The organism is Enterococcus casseliflavus (assembly GCF_029215545.1).
Classification (GTDB): Bacteria; Bacillota; Bacilli; order Lactobacillales; family Enterococcaceae; genus Enterococcus_D; species Enterococcus_D casseliflavus.
This window is the reverse complement of record NZ_CP119393.1, coordinates 1843521-1861527: the sequence shown is the minus strand read 5'-3', so window position 1 is coordinate 1861527 and position 18007 is coordinate 1843521. Positions and strand designations below refer to the sequence as shown.

At 41.6% G+C, this 18007-nt stretch carries 19 protein-coding genes and 1 pseudogene; 16 read left to right on the top strand and 4 right to left on the bottom strand.

Annotated features, from left to right (window positions below; translation table 11 throughout):
* Positions 1-107 precede the first annotated feature (107 nt).
* Both P0G38_RS09050 and P0G38_RS09045 read right to left on the bottom strand, forming a co-directional pair.
* The gene (locus tag P0G38_RS09050) at positions 108-605 is read right to left on the bottom strand and encodes a GNAT family N-acetyltransferase (protein WP_015509659.1); all 498 of its coding nucleotides are present in this window, start codon (positions 603-605) and stop codon (positions 108-110) included.
* A 137-nt stretch (positions 606-742) separates the two neighbouring features.
* Entirely contained in the window at positions 743-1396 is a 654-nt protein-coding gene (locus tag P0G38_RS09045; RefSeq protein ID WP_086338240.1) for a GntR family transcriptional regulator, read from the bottom strand.
* A 336-nt stretch (positions 1397-1732) separates the two neighbouring features.
* On the opposite strand from P0G38_RS09045, the gene P0G38_RS09040 reads away from it, so the two are divergent.
* The 11 genes from P0G38_RS09040 to P0G38_RS08990 all read left to right on the top strand — a co-directional run bounded on the left by P0G38_RS09040 (position 1733) and on the right by P0G38_RS08990 (position 12866).
* Complete coding sequence (locus P0G38_RS09040; protein WP_275850287.1) at positions 1733-2686, top strand: catechol 2,3-dioxygenase; 954 nt, start codon at positions 1733-1735, stop codon at positions 2684-2686.
* 54 nt (positions 2687-2740) lie between these two features.
* Positions 2741-3484: a PIG-L deacetylase family protein gene (locus tag P0G38_RS09035; protein WP_081343875.1), complete on the top strand. Its 744-nt coding sequence runs from the start codon at positions 2741-2743 to the stop codon at positions 3482-3484.
* Entirely contained in the window at positions 3484-4185 is a 702-nt protein-coding gene (locus P0G38_RS09030; protein ID WP_086295335.1) for a 4-carboxy-4-hydroxy-2-oxoadipate aldolase/oxaloacetate decarboxylase, read from the top strand. The genes P0G38_RS09035 and P0G38_RS09030 overlap by 1 nt, the downstream gene beginning before the upstream one ends.
* Before the next feature lie 9 nt (positions 4186-4194).
* A complete protein-coding gene (locus P0G38_RS09025; RefSeq protein WP_015509664.1) occupies positions 4195-4575 on the top strand; it encodes a RidA family protein in 381 nt (126 codons plus the stop codon).
* 28 nt (positions 4576-4603) lie between these two features.
* Complete coding sequence (locus P0G38_RS09020; RefSeq protein WP_015509665.1) at positions 4604-5332, top strand: DUF554 domain-containing protein; 729 nt, start codon at positions 4604-4606, stop codon at positions 5330-5332.
* Between the two features lie 679 nt (positions 5333-6011).
* Positions 6012-7589, top strand: coding sequence for an ABC transporter substrate-binding protein (locus P0G38_RS09015; protein WP_275850284.1), 1578 nt, complete (start codon positions 6012-6014; stop codon positions 7587-7589).
* A gap of 61 nt (positions 7590-7650) precedes the next feature.
* A complete protein-coding gene (locus tag P0G38_RS09010; protein ID WP_275850282.1) occupies positions 7651-8580 on the top strand; it encodes an ABC transporter permease in 930 nt (309 codons plus the stop codon).
* An 11-nt stretch (positions 8581-8591) separates the two neighbouring features.
* Positions 8592-9488, top strand: a complete 897-nt coding sequence (locus P0G38_RS09005; protein ID WP_060791898.1) for an ABC transporter permease — start codon at positions 8592-8594, stop codon at positions 9486-9488.
* A 90-nt stretch (positions 9489-9578) separates the two neighbouring features.
* Entirely contained in the window at positions 9579-10925 is a 1347-nt protein-coding gene (locus tag P0G38_RS09000; RefSeq protein ID WP_275850279.1) for an ATP-binding cassette domain-containing protein, read from the top strand.
* A gap of 102 nt (positions 10926-11027) precedes the next feature.
* A complete protein-coding gene (locus tag P0G38_RS08995; RefSeq protein WP_275850278.1) occupies positions 11028-11969 on the top strand; it encodes an ABC transporter ATP-binding protein in 942 nt (313 codons plus the stop codon).
* 192 nt (positions 11970-12161) lie between these two features.
* Positions 12162-12866 carry a flavodoxin gene (locus P0G38_RS08990; protein WP_275850277.1) on the top strand — a complete coding sequence of 235 codons (705 nt, stop codon included), beginning with the start codon at positions 12162-12164 and terminating at the stop codon, positions 12864-12866.
* Between the two features lie 213 nt (positions 12867-13079).
* Here the strand turns inward: P0G38_RS08990 and P0G38_RS08985 are convergent, their stop codons facing one another.
* A complete protein-coding gene (locus tag P0G38_RS08985) occupies positions 13080-13268 on the bottom strand; it encodes a hypothetical protein (protein ID WP_034868570.1) in 189 nt (62 codons plus the stop codon).
* Between the two features lie 288 nt (positions 13269-13556).
* On the opposite strand from P0G38_RS08985, the gene P0G38_RS08980 reads away from it, so the two are divergent.
* The 4 genes and pseudogenes from P0G38_RS08980 to P0G38_RS08965 all read left to right on the top strand — a co-directional run bounded on the left by P0G38_RS08980 (position 13557) and on the right by P0G38_RS08965 (position 15904).
* Entirely contained in the window at positions 13557-14438 is an 882-nt protein-coding gene (locus P0G38_RS08980) for a LysR family transcriptional regulator (protein ID WP_213357145.1), read from the top strand.
* A 166-nt stretch (positions 14439-14604) separates the two neighbouring features.
* A complete protein-coding gene (locus tag P0G38_RS08975; protein ID WP_275850272.1) occupies positions 14605-15171 on the top strand; it encodes a flavodoxin in 567 nt (188 codons plus the stop codon).
* A pseudogene (locus P0G38_RS08970) lies at positions 15140-15484 on the top strand (carboxymuconolactone decarboxylase family protein). Before P0G38_RS08975 ends, P0G38_RS08970 begins: the two are co-directional and overlap by 32 nt.
* Positions 15485-15904 carry a cupin domain-containing protein gene (locus P0G38_RS08965; RefSeq protein ID WP_015509674.1) on the top strand — a complete coding sequence of 140 codons (420 nt, stop codon included), beginning with the start codon at positions 15485-15487 and terminating at the stop codon, positions 15902-15904.
* A gap of 213 nt (positions 15905-16117) precedes the next feature.
* Here the strand turns inward: P0G38_RS08965 and P0G38_RS08960 are convergent, their stop codons facing one another.
* Positions 16118-16972 carry a LysR family transcriptional regulator gene (locus tag P0G38_RS08960; protein WP_275850269.1) on the bottom strand — a complete coding sequence of 285 codons (855 nt, stop codon included), beginning with the start codon at positions 16970-16972 and terminating at the stop codon, positions 16118-16120.
* 117 nt (positions 16973-17089) lie between these two features.
* Here P0G38_RS08960 and P0G38_RS08955 point away from each other — a divergent pair, with 117 nt between their 5' ends.
* A complete protein-coding gene (locus tag P0G38_RS08955) occupies positions 17090-18004 on the top strand; it encodes an ACP S-malonyltransferase (RefSeq protein ID WP_275850267.1) in 915 nt (304 codons plus the stop codon).
* The last annotated feature ends 3 nt before the right edge of the window (positions 18005-18007 follow it).

The window sequence follows — 18007 nt, the reverse complement described above, 5'->3', positions numbered from 1 at the left end:
CTTAAAGCATTCAAAAGAATCAGCTAGACAGCTGTTTGATGAGAGGCTTTAGAGTTGGTGCGCGTTTTTTTATTTGTTGTGAAAAAATTCCTGTGACTAGATAACAGCTACTCTACCAGATCGAATACCATATTAAACCATGGAACCCCGGCATGTTGCGAATCAGATTGGCCTTCTAGCTGAAAACCGTGTTTTTTATAATATGGGATCAATGACTCAAGACAGGTTAGAGTCACGCCTAACCTTTGCTGTCTTTTGCATTGGCGGACTAGTTCCTTAAGTAATCTTCCGCCAACCTTCAACTGTCGGTACTCGGGTGCAACAGCTAAACTAAGAATGCTTTGATAACCGCCAGAAGGAGGATTTAGACTGGTTTTTTCGAATAGTTCATCATATAAATACCGCTCTTGGATAATTGGTCCAACAACATAGCCAATCGGTTGATCGTCGTTATTGACTGCAACCAAAAAACTATCTTTAATGATTGAGATACGCTCTTTCATCGCTTTTTCTGATGCTGCCTCATCTACCGTAAAACTAGCTCGCTCAATTTCCATTATAGACTCAAGGTCTTGTAATAGCGGGGGACGAAAAGAAATGTTCATGTGTGCTTCTCCTTAATTATCCTAATAGGCGGACTGATTGCTTATCGAAAAACCTATATTCAAACATATAGCCGAAACGAAAGCGATGGTTCATCTTGTCTAGTCGCTATAGTTTATCAGAAGAGACGTTTTCCTACTTAAATCAGCTGTTGATAATTCGCATCGATTGTTTCTCTTAAATGGGTGATATGGGCAACGACCGCTTTTTGAGCAGCACTGCCATCATTTGCTTTCAGCGCTGCCAATATCTGCTGATGTTCTTGGATCGATTGCTCAATTCGTCCGGGAACGAGATTCGTTCGAAGCTGCAATCGCTGCAATTGTGTTTTGATTTGTTTGACTAAGGCAACTGCCTCCTGATTCTCTGAGGCACGATAAATAATTTCATGAAACTGCTGATTGCATTGTGAATACCCATTCAGATTATTGGAGGCAGCAAATTCCTTCATTTGCTCAATCAGATCTTCAAGTGCTTTGATATCGGAGGTAGAAATCGTCTTGGCGGTCCGACGCAAAATCGCACCTTCTAGAACCTCCCGAATTTCCAAATAATTTTTGATTTCCTGCAATTCAAAGGCTTTAATTTTTGCTCCTTTGTTTGGTTCCAAAATAACTAGATTTTCTTGTTCAAGCTTAAGCAACGCTTTTTTTATGGTATTACGGCTGGCACCAATACTTTGTGCTAAATCGTTCTCAATTAATTTTTGAGAAGGATGAAAACGTCCATCCATGATGCGCGTTTTTATATATTCATAGGCTTTATCAACGGGTAATGCTGCTTTTTGTTCCATATCTTCACCTGCTTTTTTTATTGTTGAAAAATGTTGTTCAACAATCTTCTAGACTTACTATACAGGGATTTTCCGTTGTATGTCAATGATTTCCTCTAGGGGGAACAAAAATGGATCAAAAAAAGAATCACCAAAAGCTGTTGACAAAGAAAAGAGTGAATTGTAGAATGAAATTGTTCAACAATAATGATTAACGTTATTCGTTGTTGGATCGTTGCTAGCAAGAAGAAAAACCGTTGTTTTATTTTTTAGACTTTTGTAATCGCTTACTGTCCGGAGGTAAGAAGGTTGGTACTAGAAATAGAACACAAAACTATTAAATAATGAGGTGGAAAAATGAAACAGAAAATGAGTCATGAAATTGCACACTTAAGTCATGTAGAACTGTTGACACCGAAGTTATCCGAAAGCACCAAATTCTTTATTGATGTATTAGGAATGGAAGAAGTCCATCAAAAAGACAACTCTGTCTATTTACGTTGTTGGGGTGACTATGAGCTTTATTCTGTCATTTTGACTGCTTCAAATACTGCTGGAATCAAGCACACAGCGTATCGAACGACTAGTCCAGAAGCGTTAGAAAGACGAGCGAATGCCTTAGAAAAAGCTGGTTTTGGTGTTGGCTGGATCGAAGGGGATTATGGTCATGGTCGAGCATACCGTTTTAAAGGTCCCGATGGACATCTCCACGAGCTCTACTACGAAACAGTAAAATATGTTGCGCCACCTGAACTTAAGCCTTGTTTGAAAAATCAACCGCAGAAATTTACTGGTCGGGGAGCAGCTGTAAAACACTTAGACCACATCAATTTCTTGTCCTCAAACCCACCGGCTGATGGCGACATGATGGAAGAGTTACTTGGAATGCGTCTCACGGAACAGATCAAATTTAAAGACGGATCACGTCAAGCTGTCTGGTACAGTCCAAATAACAAGTCTTATGAGGTTGTTTTCACAAAAGATGCTACCGCTTCAAAAGGACGTTTCCATCATATTGCAATGGCGGTCGATTCGTTTGCTGAGATCGCACGTGCGGCTGATATTTTCTGTGAGAATGACATTCACATCGAATTTGCACCAAGTAAGCATGCGATCAATCAAACGTATTTTGTTTATTGTTATGAACCAGGTGGAAATCGCATCGAGATCGCCGCAGGAGGATATTTAGTATTGCAACCGGACTGGGAAGTCATCTCATGGGACGAAGAGGAACGCGCTCGTGGACAGGCTTGGGGCAATAAAACTGTTTCGACCTTCCACACGTACGGCACACCTCATGTTGAGGAATAATCCTTATAAATAAAAGCAGCATTTCCACAGAGAACATAGAAAAGAGGAATAAAATTGGAAGCATCATTGATCAATGAAAAGACACGCTTATTAGTTGTTAGTGCCCATGCCGGAGACTTTATTTGGCGCAGTGGCGGAACGATCGCCAAATACATCAAGTATGGCGCGCACGTCTCACTGGTTGTTTTGAGCTATGGCGCTCGAGGTGAGTCAAACGACTTATGGAATGAACCAGGTCAAACGCTGGAGCAGGTCAAATCTGTTCGGCGTTCAGAAATTATGAAAGCGGCAAAACATTTAGGGGTTACGGATTATGAGCTATGGGATTTGCAAGACTATCATATGTCGGTAGGCGAAGCCGAAATGGATCGAATGGTTCGTAAGATGCGCGACGTTCAACCACATATCATTTTGACCCATGGACCAAAAGATGCGTTTAATCCTGATCATGAACTTGTTTCTAACTTTGTTTTTGAGGCGAGCGTTTTGTCCACCTCAAACGGTGTCCAGATCGATGACACAAAACGATGCAAGCAAAGTCAGCTTTTCGGGTTTGAACCACACCAATCAGAGATCAGTGGCTTTCAACCAGAAGTAATCATTGATATTACTGAAACCTATGAGCAAAAACAAGCAGCAATGAACTGCTTCAAAGCACAAGAACATTTGATCAACTATTACAGTGCCAAAGCTTTGCTGCGGGGCAATCAGGCAAGACGTTGTTCAGGAAATAACGACTATCAATATGCAGAAGCATTCACACGTTTCTTTCCATATGTAGGAGGTGCCTTTAACTAATGAATAAATATATTTTAAAAAATATCTACCGCCCATCAGAAGATACGTTAAAGGACTATCGGAAATATGATGTTTCCACTGTCTATGAAGCACAGGACAAAACTGGCCTGATGTTGCCTTATATGCGACCATTGATCGAAGGTCAGCAAATCGTCGGGCCTGCGGTGACAGTCATCTGTCCACCAGGGGATAATCTTATGGTTCATGCAGCGATCGAGGTTTGTCAGCCAGGAGATATTTTAGTGATCACGACGACCAGCGGCGAATATGTCGGCGGTATGATCGGCGAATTGATCGTTACTGCTTTGATGAAACGCGGTATACAAGGAGTGGTGATCGATTCTGCTGCTCGGGATGTTGCGCAAATTCGTAAACTAGGTTTTCCAGTATGGACAAGAGCGATTTACTCCAAAGGAACGTTCAAAAATAAAGGTGGTTGGGTCAATGCACCGTCAGCTTGTGCTGGACAAGTCGTGCGGGGCGGTGATTTGATCATGGCTGACGATGATGGGGTAGTCGTCGTTCAAAAAGAAAACCTAGCGGCAACTTTAGCAAGCGCAGAAAAAAGAATGCGAAAAGAAGCAACGGTCAAAGAGCAAATTGCGGCAGGTATCTTAAGTATGGATTTCCATAATTTGCGTGGGCGTTTATCAGAGCAAGGGGTCGTTTATCTTGACCAAGTCGATGATGAAATCAAGTAGGTGATAACCATGACAAAAAGACAAGTGATTCAAATCAACGGTTCTGCGCATGAAAATCCAATACCAACAGCAGTTAAAATTGGAAATATGGTCTATACTTCTGCACTTATGGGTACCGATCCTTCTTCGGGACAAATGCCAGAAACTGTAGAAGAAGAAGTCGCACAACTATTTACCTATATCCTTGAGATTATGGAAAAAGCAGGTGGGAGTAGCGAAAATATTGCCCATCTCAGCGTATCAGTGACAGATCGATCATACAAAGAAATTGTAAACAAAGAATGGCTAAAACTATTCCCTGACCCTGATAATCGACCTGCAAGGCATACCACCGTTCATTCATTGAAACCGGGGGTTCACGTTCAAGTGGAGATGGTCGCTGTTCTTTGATATTAAGTGAAAGTAGGGGAAACCAAGCATGCCCACAGGAGTACTAATTAATGTTTCATCTGTTATCGTTGGAGGAATCGTCGGCGGGATAGCAGGAAAAAAGCTAAGTGCAGAATTTAAGACCCAGATTACCTTGATCTTTGGGGTTTGTTCAATGTCGATGGGGATTTTTACTTTAGGTTTAATGCAGAATATGCCAGCCGTGGTCTTTGCGGTGGTGATTGGAACAGGGTTAGGATTGGTTTTGAAATTAGGTAAGTGGATCAATCATGGTGCCTCTTTGATGGAGAAACCAATTGCTGCTATGGCAAAGAGCAAAGAAAGCACACTATCACAAGAAGAGTTTGTCTCCGCGTTAACTACAGCGATCGTTTTATTTTGTGCCAGTGGAACCGGCATATATGGTTCTTTAGATGCTGGGATGACAGGGGATAACACTATATTGATCTCAAAATCGATTCTGGATCTTTTCACTGCTGCGATTTTTGCCGCAAATTTAGGTTATGTGGTTTCGATCATCGCTCTACCGCAATTTATTATCTTTTTCCTGTTGTTTTTGGGGGCGAAACAGATTTTGCCTTTGACAACGCCAGAAATGATCAACGATTTTCGAGCGGCGGGGGCATTTCTTATGATCGCTACTGGATTTCGGATGATGAAAGTCAAAGAATTCCCAGTAGCAGATATGATCCCAGCAATGATTTTAGCGATGCCTATCAGTCATCTTTGGACCAACTTCATTGTTCCACTGATCTAATGGTCCTTGTTAGAAATAACTGATTCGGGTGATCGTTTTTACTAAAAAGTACAGTGAGGCATATTTTTGCCCATTGTACTTTTTTCTACTTAAAAGGATCGTTTGGACAATTAAAGGAGCGTTAGTTAAATGTAACTGAAGAAAGTTTGCATAACGCTTCTTTCGTTCAGTTCTTGTCAAATGAATAGCGATTTCAGCTTTTCCAAATAGTCTAGAGGGATCGGGGTTCTGGTGAGATGAAAAAAAACTCGCAAAGCTTCCTGTCTTGCTAAAGACACTGATTCTCTGTACGAATCAGCGTTCGCTCTATTTTAAAGAAGGGAATTAGGAATAAAACGGCATCTAAAAAAGAGGAAGCTTATAAGAAAAAGTCAAATTAATGATAATAAATCGCAATTCTTCATTTTATTCTAACAAAATGACAATTTCCTTAGGTATTCATCACAAATCTATCACATTTCCAAGCTAAAGTTTGTTATTATCTGAAAATTTTCATCATTCAGACAAAAGCTTCTTCATTATGAGCAAATTTTTTATAGTTAGTTGATAGAAAACAGGACGAGCGTATGTGTTTTCGATCCAAGTTACACGCCAATGCGTCTAATTTCTATATTTGCTGGTATGAAGAAGAGCGCAAAAAAAAAATCCTTAAGTTACAGGGGACGAAATGGAGGATAACATGAAAAAAAGGAAAACAAGCTGGGCTCTCGTATTGTTAACAAGTCTGATGGTATTAGGTGCTTGTGGTAGTGGAGGCCAAGACCCAACAGATAGTTCGGGAGGGAATGTGTCAGGGGGAGCTAGTTCTGATCCTAATGTATTAGTGGTCGCATCAGGTGCGGATCCAGTGACATTAGATATCCATCAAACGAACGACCAAGCAACTACCAGGGTAGCAAGACAGATTTATGAAACACTGATCAAACAGACGAACGATCTTGAGTTAGTGCCAGGGTTAGCAACAGAGTGGGAAGAAATTGAAGAGAACCTTTATGAGTTCAAGTTGCGAGAAGATGTTGTCTTTCATAATGGGGAAGCGATGACAGCTTCTGATGTTGCCTACACCCTTCGACGGGCGGTTGACTCACCTTCGATCAGTCATATCATTGGTTCGATCGATCCTGATACGATCGAAGTGATCGATGATCATACGATCCTTATCGGGACAAATGGTGCCTTCGGGCCTTTCTTGACTCATTTAGCACATCCTGCGGTTGGAATTTTGAGTGAGAAAGCTGTGGAAGAAGCTGGTGAAGATTATGGTATCAGCAGCGTTGTGGGAACGGGTCCCTTTGAATTTGTTGAATGGGCAACCGGTAGTCACGTGACGTTAGATCGATTTGACGATCACTGGGATGAGCCAGCGGGAATGGAAAGAATTGAGTTTCGGACAATTACAGATTCAAGTGTTCGTTTGATTGAACTAGAGTCAGGAACCGTCGATATTGTTTATGATATCGCTCCTTCTGATAATGAAAAGGTTGAAGAAAACGATGAATTGACTTTATTAGCGACAGAAAATTTAGGAACGGAATACTTAGGTTTCAACGTTCGAAATGATACACCGTTGCAAGAAGTAGGGGTACGTCGCGCGATTGCCCATGCTATCGATGTCGAATCGATTATCCAAACGGTTCATATGGGGATCGGGACTCAAATGAGTGGACCGATCAACGAATTGGTTTTTGGATATAATGAAAACTTGGAAGCTACTCCTTATGACGTTGAATTAGCAAAAGAACTATTAGCAGAAGCTGGTTATCCAGATGGCGGGTTCTCCCTTTCGGTGTACGTCGGTGATAACAATCAAGAACGAATCCGTGTCTCGCAGGTTGTTTCCGCTGCTTTAGAAGAATTAGGTATCACTGTTGAGGTCAACCAAATGGAGTGGGGAGCATTTTTAGATGCTGCAGCAGCTGGTGAACCAGATATGTTCTTACTAGGTTGGACAACGATCACAACAGATGCTGACTATGGATTGTATCCACTGTTCCATTCAAGTAGCTTTGGCGAAGCTGGAAATCGTACGTTCTATCATAATGAACGGGTAGATGAATTACTTGATGCAGCTCGTAGCACTTCTGACCAAGAGGAACGCTTGGCCTATTATCACGAGGCGCAAGAGATTATCAATGATGAGATGCCTTGGGTTTACTTACAAACCAGAGAAAATGTTTCAGGTATCCGCAACTGGGTGCAAGGGTTCGAACATCATCCAACTGGAAGTTACTTCTTAGATACGGTGTCAAAAAACTAAATTGGATTGAGAGTATAAAATAAAGAGCCGCAATGGCTCTTTATTTTGAGGAGATGAATAGATGTTCCAATATATTGTAAAACGAATTCTGTGGTTGTTTCCTATCCTGCTAGGCGTCTCTTTTATTGTATTTACGATTATGTATCTATCACCTGGAGACCCTGTAACGATGGTGTTGGGGGAAGGAGTGACTCCTGAACAATATGAGGCCATGCGTGTGCAAATGGGGCTTGACCGTAGTTTTATCGAACAATTTTTTCATTATATAAAAAATGTTGTTGTCGAATTTGATCTTGGGAGATCGTATGTTTCTGGCCGGGTGGTCATGGATGAAATCCTAGTCCGTTTGCCCAACACAATCAAATTATCAGTATGGAGTGTGTTATTTGCCTCGCTGATTGGTATTCCACTGGGAGTGATCTCTGCTTCGAGACCTTATTCCAAGGTTGATAATTTCGTGATGTTTCTTTCACTAGTTGGGGTTTCTATGCCAACCTTTTGGCAGGCACTCCTTTTAATTATTCTTTTTACTTCTACCCTGGGCTGGTTGCCAGCATCTGGTTTTGATACTTGGCAGCAAATGATCATGCCAGTATTTGCATTGGCTTCCTCATCAATTGGCACGATCGCCCGGACCACAAGGTCGAGTATGATGGACGTTTTAGACCAAGATTATATTCGTACGGCAAAAGCCAAAGGAGTAAATGGTTCAAAGGTGACGTTCCATCATGCCTTAAGAAATGCCTTGATTCCCGTAGTGACAGTCATTGGTTTGCAGTTTGGGGCTTTATTAGGTGGGGCTGTATTGACCGAGACTGTTTTTAGTATCAATGGGATCGGGACATTGATGGTGAATGCGATCCGTACAAGAGACACAATGATCGTCCAAGGCGGCGTTTTATTTATTGCATTTATTTTTACGATGGTTAATCTATGTGTCGATATTCTCTATGCATATATCGATCCGCGAATTAAAACCTCATATGATTAAGGGAGGAACTCATGTTTTCTAGAAAAAAGGCCATAGCGAAAACGCAAGCACTTGCAGGCGTACCAGAAGGATCGAAACAAGAGATTTGGCTTTCCTTAAAAGCAAATCGCCGAGCAATGTTTGGGTTACTATTTATCACGTTACTGACGATTACTGCGATTTTTGCAGACTTTATAGCTCCCTATGGTATGAGGGAGCAAAATCTAGCCAATGCATTGCAATTTCCAAGTCGTTCTCATTGGTTTGGGACAGATGACTTGGGACGTGACGTATTGTCTCGTTTGATTTACGGCACGAGAATATCGCTGACTGTAGGCGTTTGTGCGGTGTTACTGGCACTCTTTTTTGGTGGCATCTTAGGTGTCTTATCCGGTTATTTCAGAGGGTGGATCGATACGCTGATTATGCGTTTTTGTGACATTTTACTATCCATCCCTTCCATTTTGTTGGCAATCGCCATCGTGGCTTCTTTGGGATCCAGTCTGCCGAACATGATCTTGGCGATCGGGTTGGCGAATATCCCCATTTTTGCTCGTATTATTCGGGCAAGTGTGATGGCGGTCAAAGAGAAGCAATTTATTGAAGCTGGAAAAGCGCTGGGCGCAAATAATGGATTGCTGATTTTTAAACACATCTTGCCAAATATCCTTTCACCAGTCATCGTGCATTCATCAATGGGCGTTGCCACAGCAATTTTATCTGCTGTTGGCTTAGGATTTATTGGCTTAGGTATGGAGGCTTCCGTTGCGGAATGGGGAACGATGTTAAATTTTGGACGAGGCTATATCCGAACACATCCCTACCTGACGATTTATCCAGGGATCGCGATCATGTTGACCATTTTATCCTTCAATTTGATCGGTGACGGAATCCGAGATGCCATCGATCCGAAGATGAGAGAGAGGTAAGCAGTTATGGACACGATCATGCGCGTCAAGAATCTACAAAAGTATTTTCCTGTGAAGAAGAAAAACTTTTTTAGGGTGGGAAAAGACTATGTGAAAGCAAATAAAGATCTTACGATCGATATATATGAAGGAGAAACATTAGGCATCGTCGGTGAAAGTGGCTGTGGAAAATCGACCTTTGGACGCACGATTATTCAGCTCCAACGACAAACCGGAGGCTCGACCCTTTACTATGGAGAGACGATCGAAGATTTCATGCCTCGTTACGTAAAAAAAGTCTATCAACAACTGCCACAAAAGATGAAACAGTTTACTGATTCTGTCAATGAGCTCCAGTCGATCGAATCAAAACTCGCTACCGATTCAGCTGCTGATGTAGAAGCAACAACGGAACGGTTGCGTCTAAAGAAAATCGCTTTTGAAAATGAATATGGCAATACCCTACGATTAGTCGGAGGCTTGATTTTGCATGATGATCTACAAAAGGTCAGTAAGCTTCTTTCGTCTCGTTACGAAGCTGCAGCAAAAGTTGCCGCTAGCAAGCGAGCGTTAACATTTAATCAGCAAAAACAAGCGATGAATGGGGCAGTGGATCAATCAGAGCTCATAAATTTGGAAAAAACGATCGCTGAACAACAAAATGACTTAGCAGCTATTGATAAGCAAGTCGCACAACTAAAAAAAGATGTCATGAACAAAAAAGATTTTTCATACTATGAAGAGCAGCTTGATTCTGGCATCGATCTAGCTGCTTTGACTCAAAAGGAATCAAGAGTTTTACGAAAAGACCTGCAAATTATCTTTCAGGACCCTTACTCCTCACTAGATCCACGGTTAACAGTGGGTGATATTATTGGAGAAGGTTTGTTGATACACAAATTTTTTGCTAGTAAAAAGGACCCAAACTATGAAACCTATATTCTTGATATCATGGAAAAATGCGGGTTAAAGAAAGAATTTATTCATCGCTATCCGCATCAATTTTCTGGTGGACAACGACAACGAATCGGGATTGCTCGTGCCTTAGCTTTAAAGCCCAAATTCATTGTTTGCGATGAAGCTGTTTCAGCGTTAGATGTTTCGATTCAGTCACAGATCATCAATTTGCTTCATGATTTGCGGGAAGAACTCAATTTGACTTACTTGTTTATCACCCATGATCTTGGAGTCGTAAAATTTATTTCTGATCGGATCGGTGTGATGTATTTTGGGCATCTTGTAGAATTAGCTTCAGCTGAGACGATTTTTTCTAACCCGATCCATCCGTACACACGGCAATTATTAAATGCCATTCCAACGCTAGACGAAGAGTATCGCCCATGGGCTCTTGATGAAACCCATCCTGATTTGGTATTCAACTATTCAAAAGAAACTGATGCTGATCCAGATTGGGTAGAAGTCGAGCCGAATCATTTTGTGAAGTGTACGCGAAAATAGTTTTTTTAGAACATAGAAATTGAAACATGGTTGATGAGTCAATCAATCGAACCATAAGCATGATACGATTGGTTTAATGGGAAAAATCAAAAGGAGGTCCAGATGGATTTACTAGAAGTTGATAATCTGCATACGTATTTTGATACGAAACGGGGCACTGTCAAAGCTGTCAAAGGCGTTACTTTTTCATTAAAAAGAGGGAAGACATTAGGAATCGTTGGAGAAAGTGGGAGTGGCAAAAGTCAAACAGCCATGTCGATCCTTCAACTTTTTCAGCGAAATCAATATATAGCGGAAGGGCAGATCCGTTTTGATGGAAAAAATATCCTCGCATTAAGCAAAAAAGAGCTTTTAAAAATTCGTGGAAATGATATTTCAATGATCTTTCAAGAGCCTATGACAAGTTTGAATCCGGTATTTACAATCAAAGCACAACTGACAGAAGCCTTGAAACTTCATCAGCACGTCGACAATAAGACGGCGACTTTACGGGCATATGAGCTGTTAGAAGCTGTCAAGATCACAGATCCTAAACGAGTAGCCAAGCAATATCCTCATCAGTTATCTGGAGGAATGAGTCAGCGGGTAATGATCGCAATGGCATTAGCCTGCAATCCGAAGCTATTGATTGCCGATGAACCGACTACCGCACTCGATGTGATCATCCAAGCAGAAATCCTTAAGTTAATGAATGAGTTAAAAGACAAGCTGGATACAAGTATTTTATTTATTACCCATGATTTGGGTGTCATTAGTAAAATGGCCGATGATGTGATCGTGATGCATGGGGGAAAAATCGTCGAGAGTGCCCCAATCAATGAGATATTCAAAAATGCTTACCATCCGTACACAAGGCGCTTACTTGCTGCGTTTTTAAGAACCGACATTCGAAACAAGAAAACAGCGCCTGATGATTTTTACAGTAAGGAAAACAATGTCTTTGATTTCACCACATTTAAAACAGAAGAAACAGCGGACCCGGATTGGGTTCAGGTAGGAACAAATCATTTTGTCGCTGCCAGTTTGAGAAAAATCGATAACTAAATGAAAAAGTCGTAAAACAAAGCTTTGTTTACGGCTTTTTTCAGTATGCTGGAAAGGAAGACTTTTTGTGAGGAAGTTGTGAGAAAGATGTAAAAAATAGGGGAAGGTTTGCTCAAGAGCCTTGCCTTAAAGTCCACTTCAAGAATTATACTGGAACTACCATTTTTGATGGTAAAAGAAAGGAGCAATTCAATGAACAAATGGACAAAAGGACTTTTTCTGACAATGCTTTTTCTAGCAGGATGCAGCAGTGATTCAATGAATGACGAGCCAGACATTGGTACAACAGAAACAAGTATTAGTGACACCATTACGCAACAAATGAGAGAAACAGGGATTGATGGGGATGCCGATATTTTGATCGCCTACTTCACAAGACCAGAAAATTTAGAGCATGAACCAGCAGTCGAAGCAGTTTCTGGAAGTAGTTTTAATGTAATCGATGACACCTTAGTAGGAGATGTCCAGGTGATAGCAGAAATGATTGCTGAACAGACCGGCGGTGCGTTGTTCTCGATTCAAACAGAAGTAGGTTACCCTAACGTTTACGATGAACATACAGCTTTTGCGACTAGAGAGGTGGAAGAAGATGCCCGACCAACGTTGAAGGCTGACGTTGCCGAAATGACTGAAGTGGATGTTCTCTTTATCGGCTTTCCCGTTTGGTGGAACCGTGCCCCAAGAGCCGTTTTAACATTTCTTGAAACCTATGATCTTACGGATAAACAAATCATTCCTTTTGCAACCCATGGGGGAAGTGGACTGACCAATAGTCAAAACGAACTTCAAACGTTGTATCCAGCATATGACTTTCTTGAAGGCTTTGCAGCAAGAGCGGGAAGTGTTGAAGACGCTGAACCGAATCTGTTGAATTGGCTCGATGAACTAGGATATTAGCAAAATTCAAGTTTAGTATAGCCGTTTCTCAATCGGCTACATGTTCATGATGTACCACAAATCGAAATAACCATAATATAATTATGGTAAACTAGTGCGGTTGATTTATGAATCATTTGGGATGAGTTGATGGATTAGAAGCAAGAGCTTCCACTTATTCCCGAGAAGAGTCAATTTTTCCAATTTATTCGTTCTAGGTTGACTACAATCGTGTTATTTAGGATAAGAAAGGTAGATCATGACCAAAGAGACGATTAATAGAATCACACCAATAACCGACAATGGCAATACAGGACCATTCCACGGACGTTTATTCAGCAACGCACGCACTCTAAAGATGAATCCTGCAAGTCCGAGTAAAGCGATCGCTACACAAAATAAAAGAATTGATAAATTTAACATTGTATTCCTCCAAATCATTGTATGAGAACTCATACCAAGATACTCATATATCCTACGCCAAAAGCCGTAAAAAGCAAGCAGCTGACAAAACTGTTCGTTTATGCGAACAGTTTTTACATGTTGTTGACGAATCTTTTTACAATTCTGCAATTTCCTACGCTTTTTTAGCTAGATTCGCTGGAACAGTGATTCTTTGTTATCATAAGAATTGATAAGGAGACTGGAGAGGGAGGTTCTCTTTTGTTTCGAACACCTTGAATGCACAAGAAAAAATGAGGAGGAGATTTTGTGGAAATTCGGTTATTAAAATATTTCTACACGATTGCGGAGGAAGGGACGATTTCTCAAGCTGCAGAAGTGCTCCACATCACACAACCGACATTGAGTCGACAATTAAAAGAATTAGAAGACGAGTTAGGGACGGCACTATTCACTCGTGATAATCGTAAAATGGTTTTAACGGAAGCGGGGCGTTTTTTTAAAAGCCGTGCGGAAGAGATTTTGAGTTTGACAGACCAGACAATGCAAGCGTTTGAAGATCGTAAAAAACATTTATTTAGCGGTCACTTCACGATTGGTTGTGTGGAAGCAGATAATTCCGATACGCTTTCCTTGATGTTGGAAGAATTTATCAATGATTATCCTGATGTTCGCTTTCATATTCATAGTGGTACAGGAGATGACATCAGCGATCGTCTGGAAAAAGGCTTGTTGGATCTAGCGATCTTGATCGAACCGATTGAAATCGAGAAGTATGAAAAAATCGTTCTACCACGAAAAGAAACATGGGGCTTTTTGACTTCGGCTGATTCTTTTCTTGCGCATAAAGAAGAAATTACACCCGAAGACATCAAAGGTGTGCCTTTATTGATCTCCAAGCGTCCAGAAGTACAACAAATGTTCAGTCAATGGTCGAAGACACCAGTGGAAGAGTTGCCAATCGTGGGCACCTACAATTTAATATTCAATGTCTTTTCCTTAGTAGAAAACCATGTTGGTTCGGCATTGACCATCAGCGGAGCAGTCGGAGAACGAAGGAATGAGGCAATCAAGTTTCTACCTTTAGTACCACAAATCGAGACCAGCTGTGTATTGGTTTGGAAAAAGAATCGTGTACTGTCTCCAGTCGTTATCGAGTTTATTCGACGATTTCGCGATTCCTTTCAATAGTCTCAGTGTAAACATCAAAAGAAGCGGTGATATCCGCTTCTTTTTTGTATATCGAAACCAGCTATGCTTTGTAAGCATAAGGTCTTGTGTGAAAAAGCATTAGCCAATCCAACTCGATTGGCTTACCATTAAATCTATCAGGAAACAAAGAGTAGGAGGTGACACAATGGCGGCAATACTTGTTTGTTCACGAGCTGGTGAAAATCTGATTGAGGGACAGCTCAAAAAACTGGGCATAGGAAATACGCAGATTCTAGCAGAGAAGCTGTCAGAGCAGCTGCAATGCCCCCTTTATACTCTTGACCCTGTGGAACCTTATCCTGAAAGTTATCGGGCGATGGTCGAACATGCAAAAAAAGAAAAAGCTGCTAATGATTTTCCCTGCTATCAAACAGTACCGTCTGCGTTTTTTAAAGAACGGATACTATTTGTTGGATTTCCCAACTGGTGGGGGAGCTATCCGATGATCGTGGCGAGTTTTTTAAAAGACCATCATTTCGATGGGAAGATTATTTTTCCCTTTTGTACTCATGAAGGCTCAGGATTCGGCAATAGCCTAGAAGACTTTAAAAAAACTTGTCCTGAAGCCCTCATTTATCCTGGATTAGCCATCCGTGGTTCACGAGTGAATAAGGCGGATACTGCCATTCAAAATTGGCTGAACCCGCATTTTATCACAATAGAAGAAGGAGTCGATCGATATGGTAAAGAAACAAACTGCAGGAAGAGATAATCTAGGGACATTTGCGCCGAAATTTGCGCAATTAAATGATGATGTGTTATTTGGTGAAGTTTGATCACGTGAGGAAGAATTGGCTCCTCATACAAGAAGTTTATTAACGATATCTGCCTTGATTTCGAGTGGCAATTTTGAACAATTGACTGCCCATCTGACGATTGGCAAGGAAAACGGGATCACTGTAGAGGAAATTGCAGAAGTAATCACTCATCTGGCTTTCTATGTTGGCTGGCCCAAAGCTTGGTCTGCTTTTAACATCGCCAAAACGGTTTATCAAGAAGAGCTAGCTGAATTGGAGGAAAAATAAATGTCAGAACTCGATGCAGCAAAAGAAGCTGGAATCTTTTCATTAGGGAACACAAATGACGCCTATGCACAATATTTTAGCGGTCAGAGTTACTTGAATCCTTTAGTAGCTGATCCAGCGATTCCAGTCAACGTTGGCAATGTGACTTTTGAACCAGGTTGCCGCAACAATTGGCATCGGCATATTGATGGTGGGTATCAATTGTTGTTGGTGACTTCAGGAGAAGGCTGGTACCAAGAAGCAGGCAAGAAACCGCAAAAACTTACTGTTGGTGATGTCGTAGTCATCAAGGAAGGGGTCAAACATTGGCATGGTGCATCAAAAAATAGTTGGTTTGCCCATGTAGCGATTACTGCTGGTGCTTCAGAATGGTTAGAAGCAGTCAGTGATGAAGAATACGATCAATTGCTCGATGCATAAGCGATGATAAGGCAGCCGTACTGGAAGGCGTGTAACAAATCTTATGGGGTCTCACCTGACTGGGGCAGCCAATAGTGTGGCGAGTCAAAAGAGATCGGAGTGATCAATGTGAATGAATGTACGGTCGAGCCGATGATTCAACCTTTGTAAATAGGAGAGAAAAAAGAAGCGTCCACTTGCACAGCTAACGTGCGAATGGACGCTTCTTTTTGTTTAGCCAAGATAAAATTCAATCAACGTTTTTGCAATTAGTTTTGTCATGGGATGACCTTTAGTAAAGCTTGATGCTAAATAGATCGTCCTTGATAAGGGGAAATCTGCTAGTTCACGTAAAACGAAAGGTGCCTCTTCTTCATAGCCCCAAGTAATTTTAGGAAAGAACGTGATTCCTAGTCCTTGATTGATAAGGGAGCGCAACGTCGCCGGATCGTCCGTCGTTGAACCGATAGCCAAACTGATTTTTTTTGCTTCAAAAGCTTCGTCGATGGTTCTACGCAGCGGGCTGTTTTCAACCAGCATCAGCAAAGGCACGTGTTGGATATCGGCAACTTGCAAGTCTTTTTTTTCTGCCAAGGGATGCTTTTTCGGGATCGCCAGTAAGATTGGTTCCGTGAATATTGGCAGATTGGTCAAGCCGTTCTTTGGCTCAGAGGTAATGTAGAAGGCTTGTTCTTTGTTGGTCTCCTTACTGCCGTGCTGCTTGATCGAAAGTTGGATCTCAGGGTGCTTTTCAACGAATGTCGCCACCAAGTTGGGCAAGGAAACAGAAGCGACTTCAGAGTAGATCGTCACTGCAGGGACCATTTCTCCATTTAATGCTTGGATCGCACTCATTCCTTCGTCGAAACGTGCTAACGTCTCAACGACATAGGGATAAAATTCTTCAGCATACATCGTCAACTCGATATGCCGACCGGCATGATAGAACAAAGGAACGCCTAGTTCATTTTCTAGGTGTTTCATGGCACGGCTCAAGGCAGGTTGTGAGATGTATAATTCTTGTGCAGATTGGGTAATATTTTTCGATTCGGCTACTTTTTTAAAGTAGCGTAAATGATCAAGGTTCATCAGATACTCCTCTTTCCATACCTTTTGGTTATGGATATTCACGAAACTGGTATTTTTTATTATAACAAACTTCCGTTATTATGACACAGGAAAGAGAAATTGTTTAGGAGGTGTTTCATGAGTACAGGTTTCTTATACACAGGACAAGGCAGTCAGACCAGCAAGATGCTTGAGGACGTGCCTGCCAGTTATTTCCATCGGCTAGAACAGGCGACAGGCTTTGATTTACACCCTGTATCGGGGGATCTCAAACAAGATACCGTCTCTATTCAGTTGGCCCTTTTAGTAAAAGCGGCTTTTTACACGGACCAGATGAAAGCATCTGGTGTGCAACCTCAGCTTGTGGCGGGGCATTCGATTGGCGCTTTTTCCGCTGCGTTAGCTTGTGAAAGCTTGAGTTTCGAAAATGCCGCTAGCTTGGTCTATCATCGGGCGACATTGATGAAAGAAGCCTATCCGACTGATTATGCCATGGGGGTACTGGTTGGTGTAACGAGAAGTGAAGCAGAAGCGCTCGTGGCAAAAACATTTGATCCTGCTGCTCCCGTCTATTTATCAAATGAAAATTGCCCCATGCAGCATACGATCTCTGGTCATATCAAAGGCTTGCGCAAGACGCTAGCTCAAGCGAAAGATTATCATGCGCAAACCGCCAAACTTTTAGCAGTGCCTGTCCCGTCCCATTGTGTGTTGATGGCAGAACCCGTGAAACGGTTTGCGCCATTTATGAACACGGTATTCCTTGATGTGCCTATCTGTCCCTACCTCAAAAATACGGATGGTCGGATGACCATGAACCCTGAAGAGATCCGTCGAGATTTGCTGCAAAATATTGCTTATCCGGTGCAGTGGAACAAGATCATGGATGTTGCCTACGAAGCAGGACTTGATTTGGCTCTTGAATTTCCTCCTGGCAATACCCTAACAAAACTGATCCAAGCAAAATTTGGTAAAAACAAAGCGATCCGTGTGATCAATTTGGATCAACATGGCTTGGATGATGCTTTATTCCTATATCAAAAATGGAGATGAATA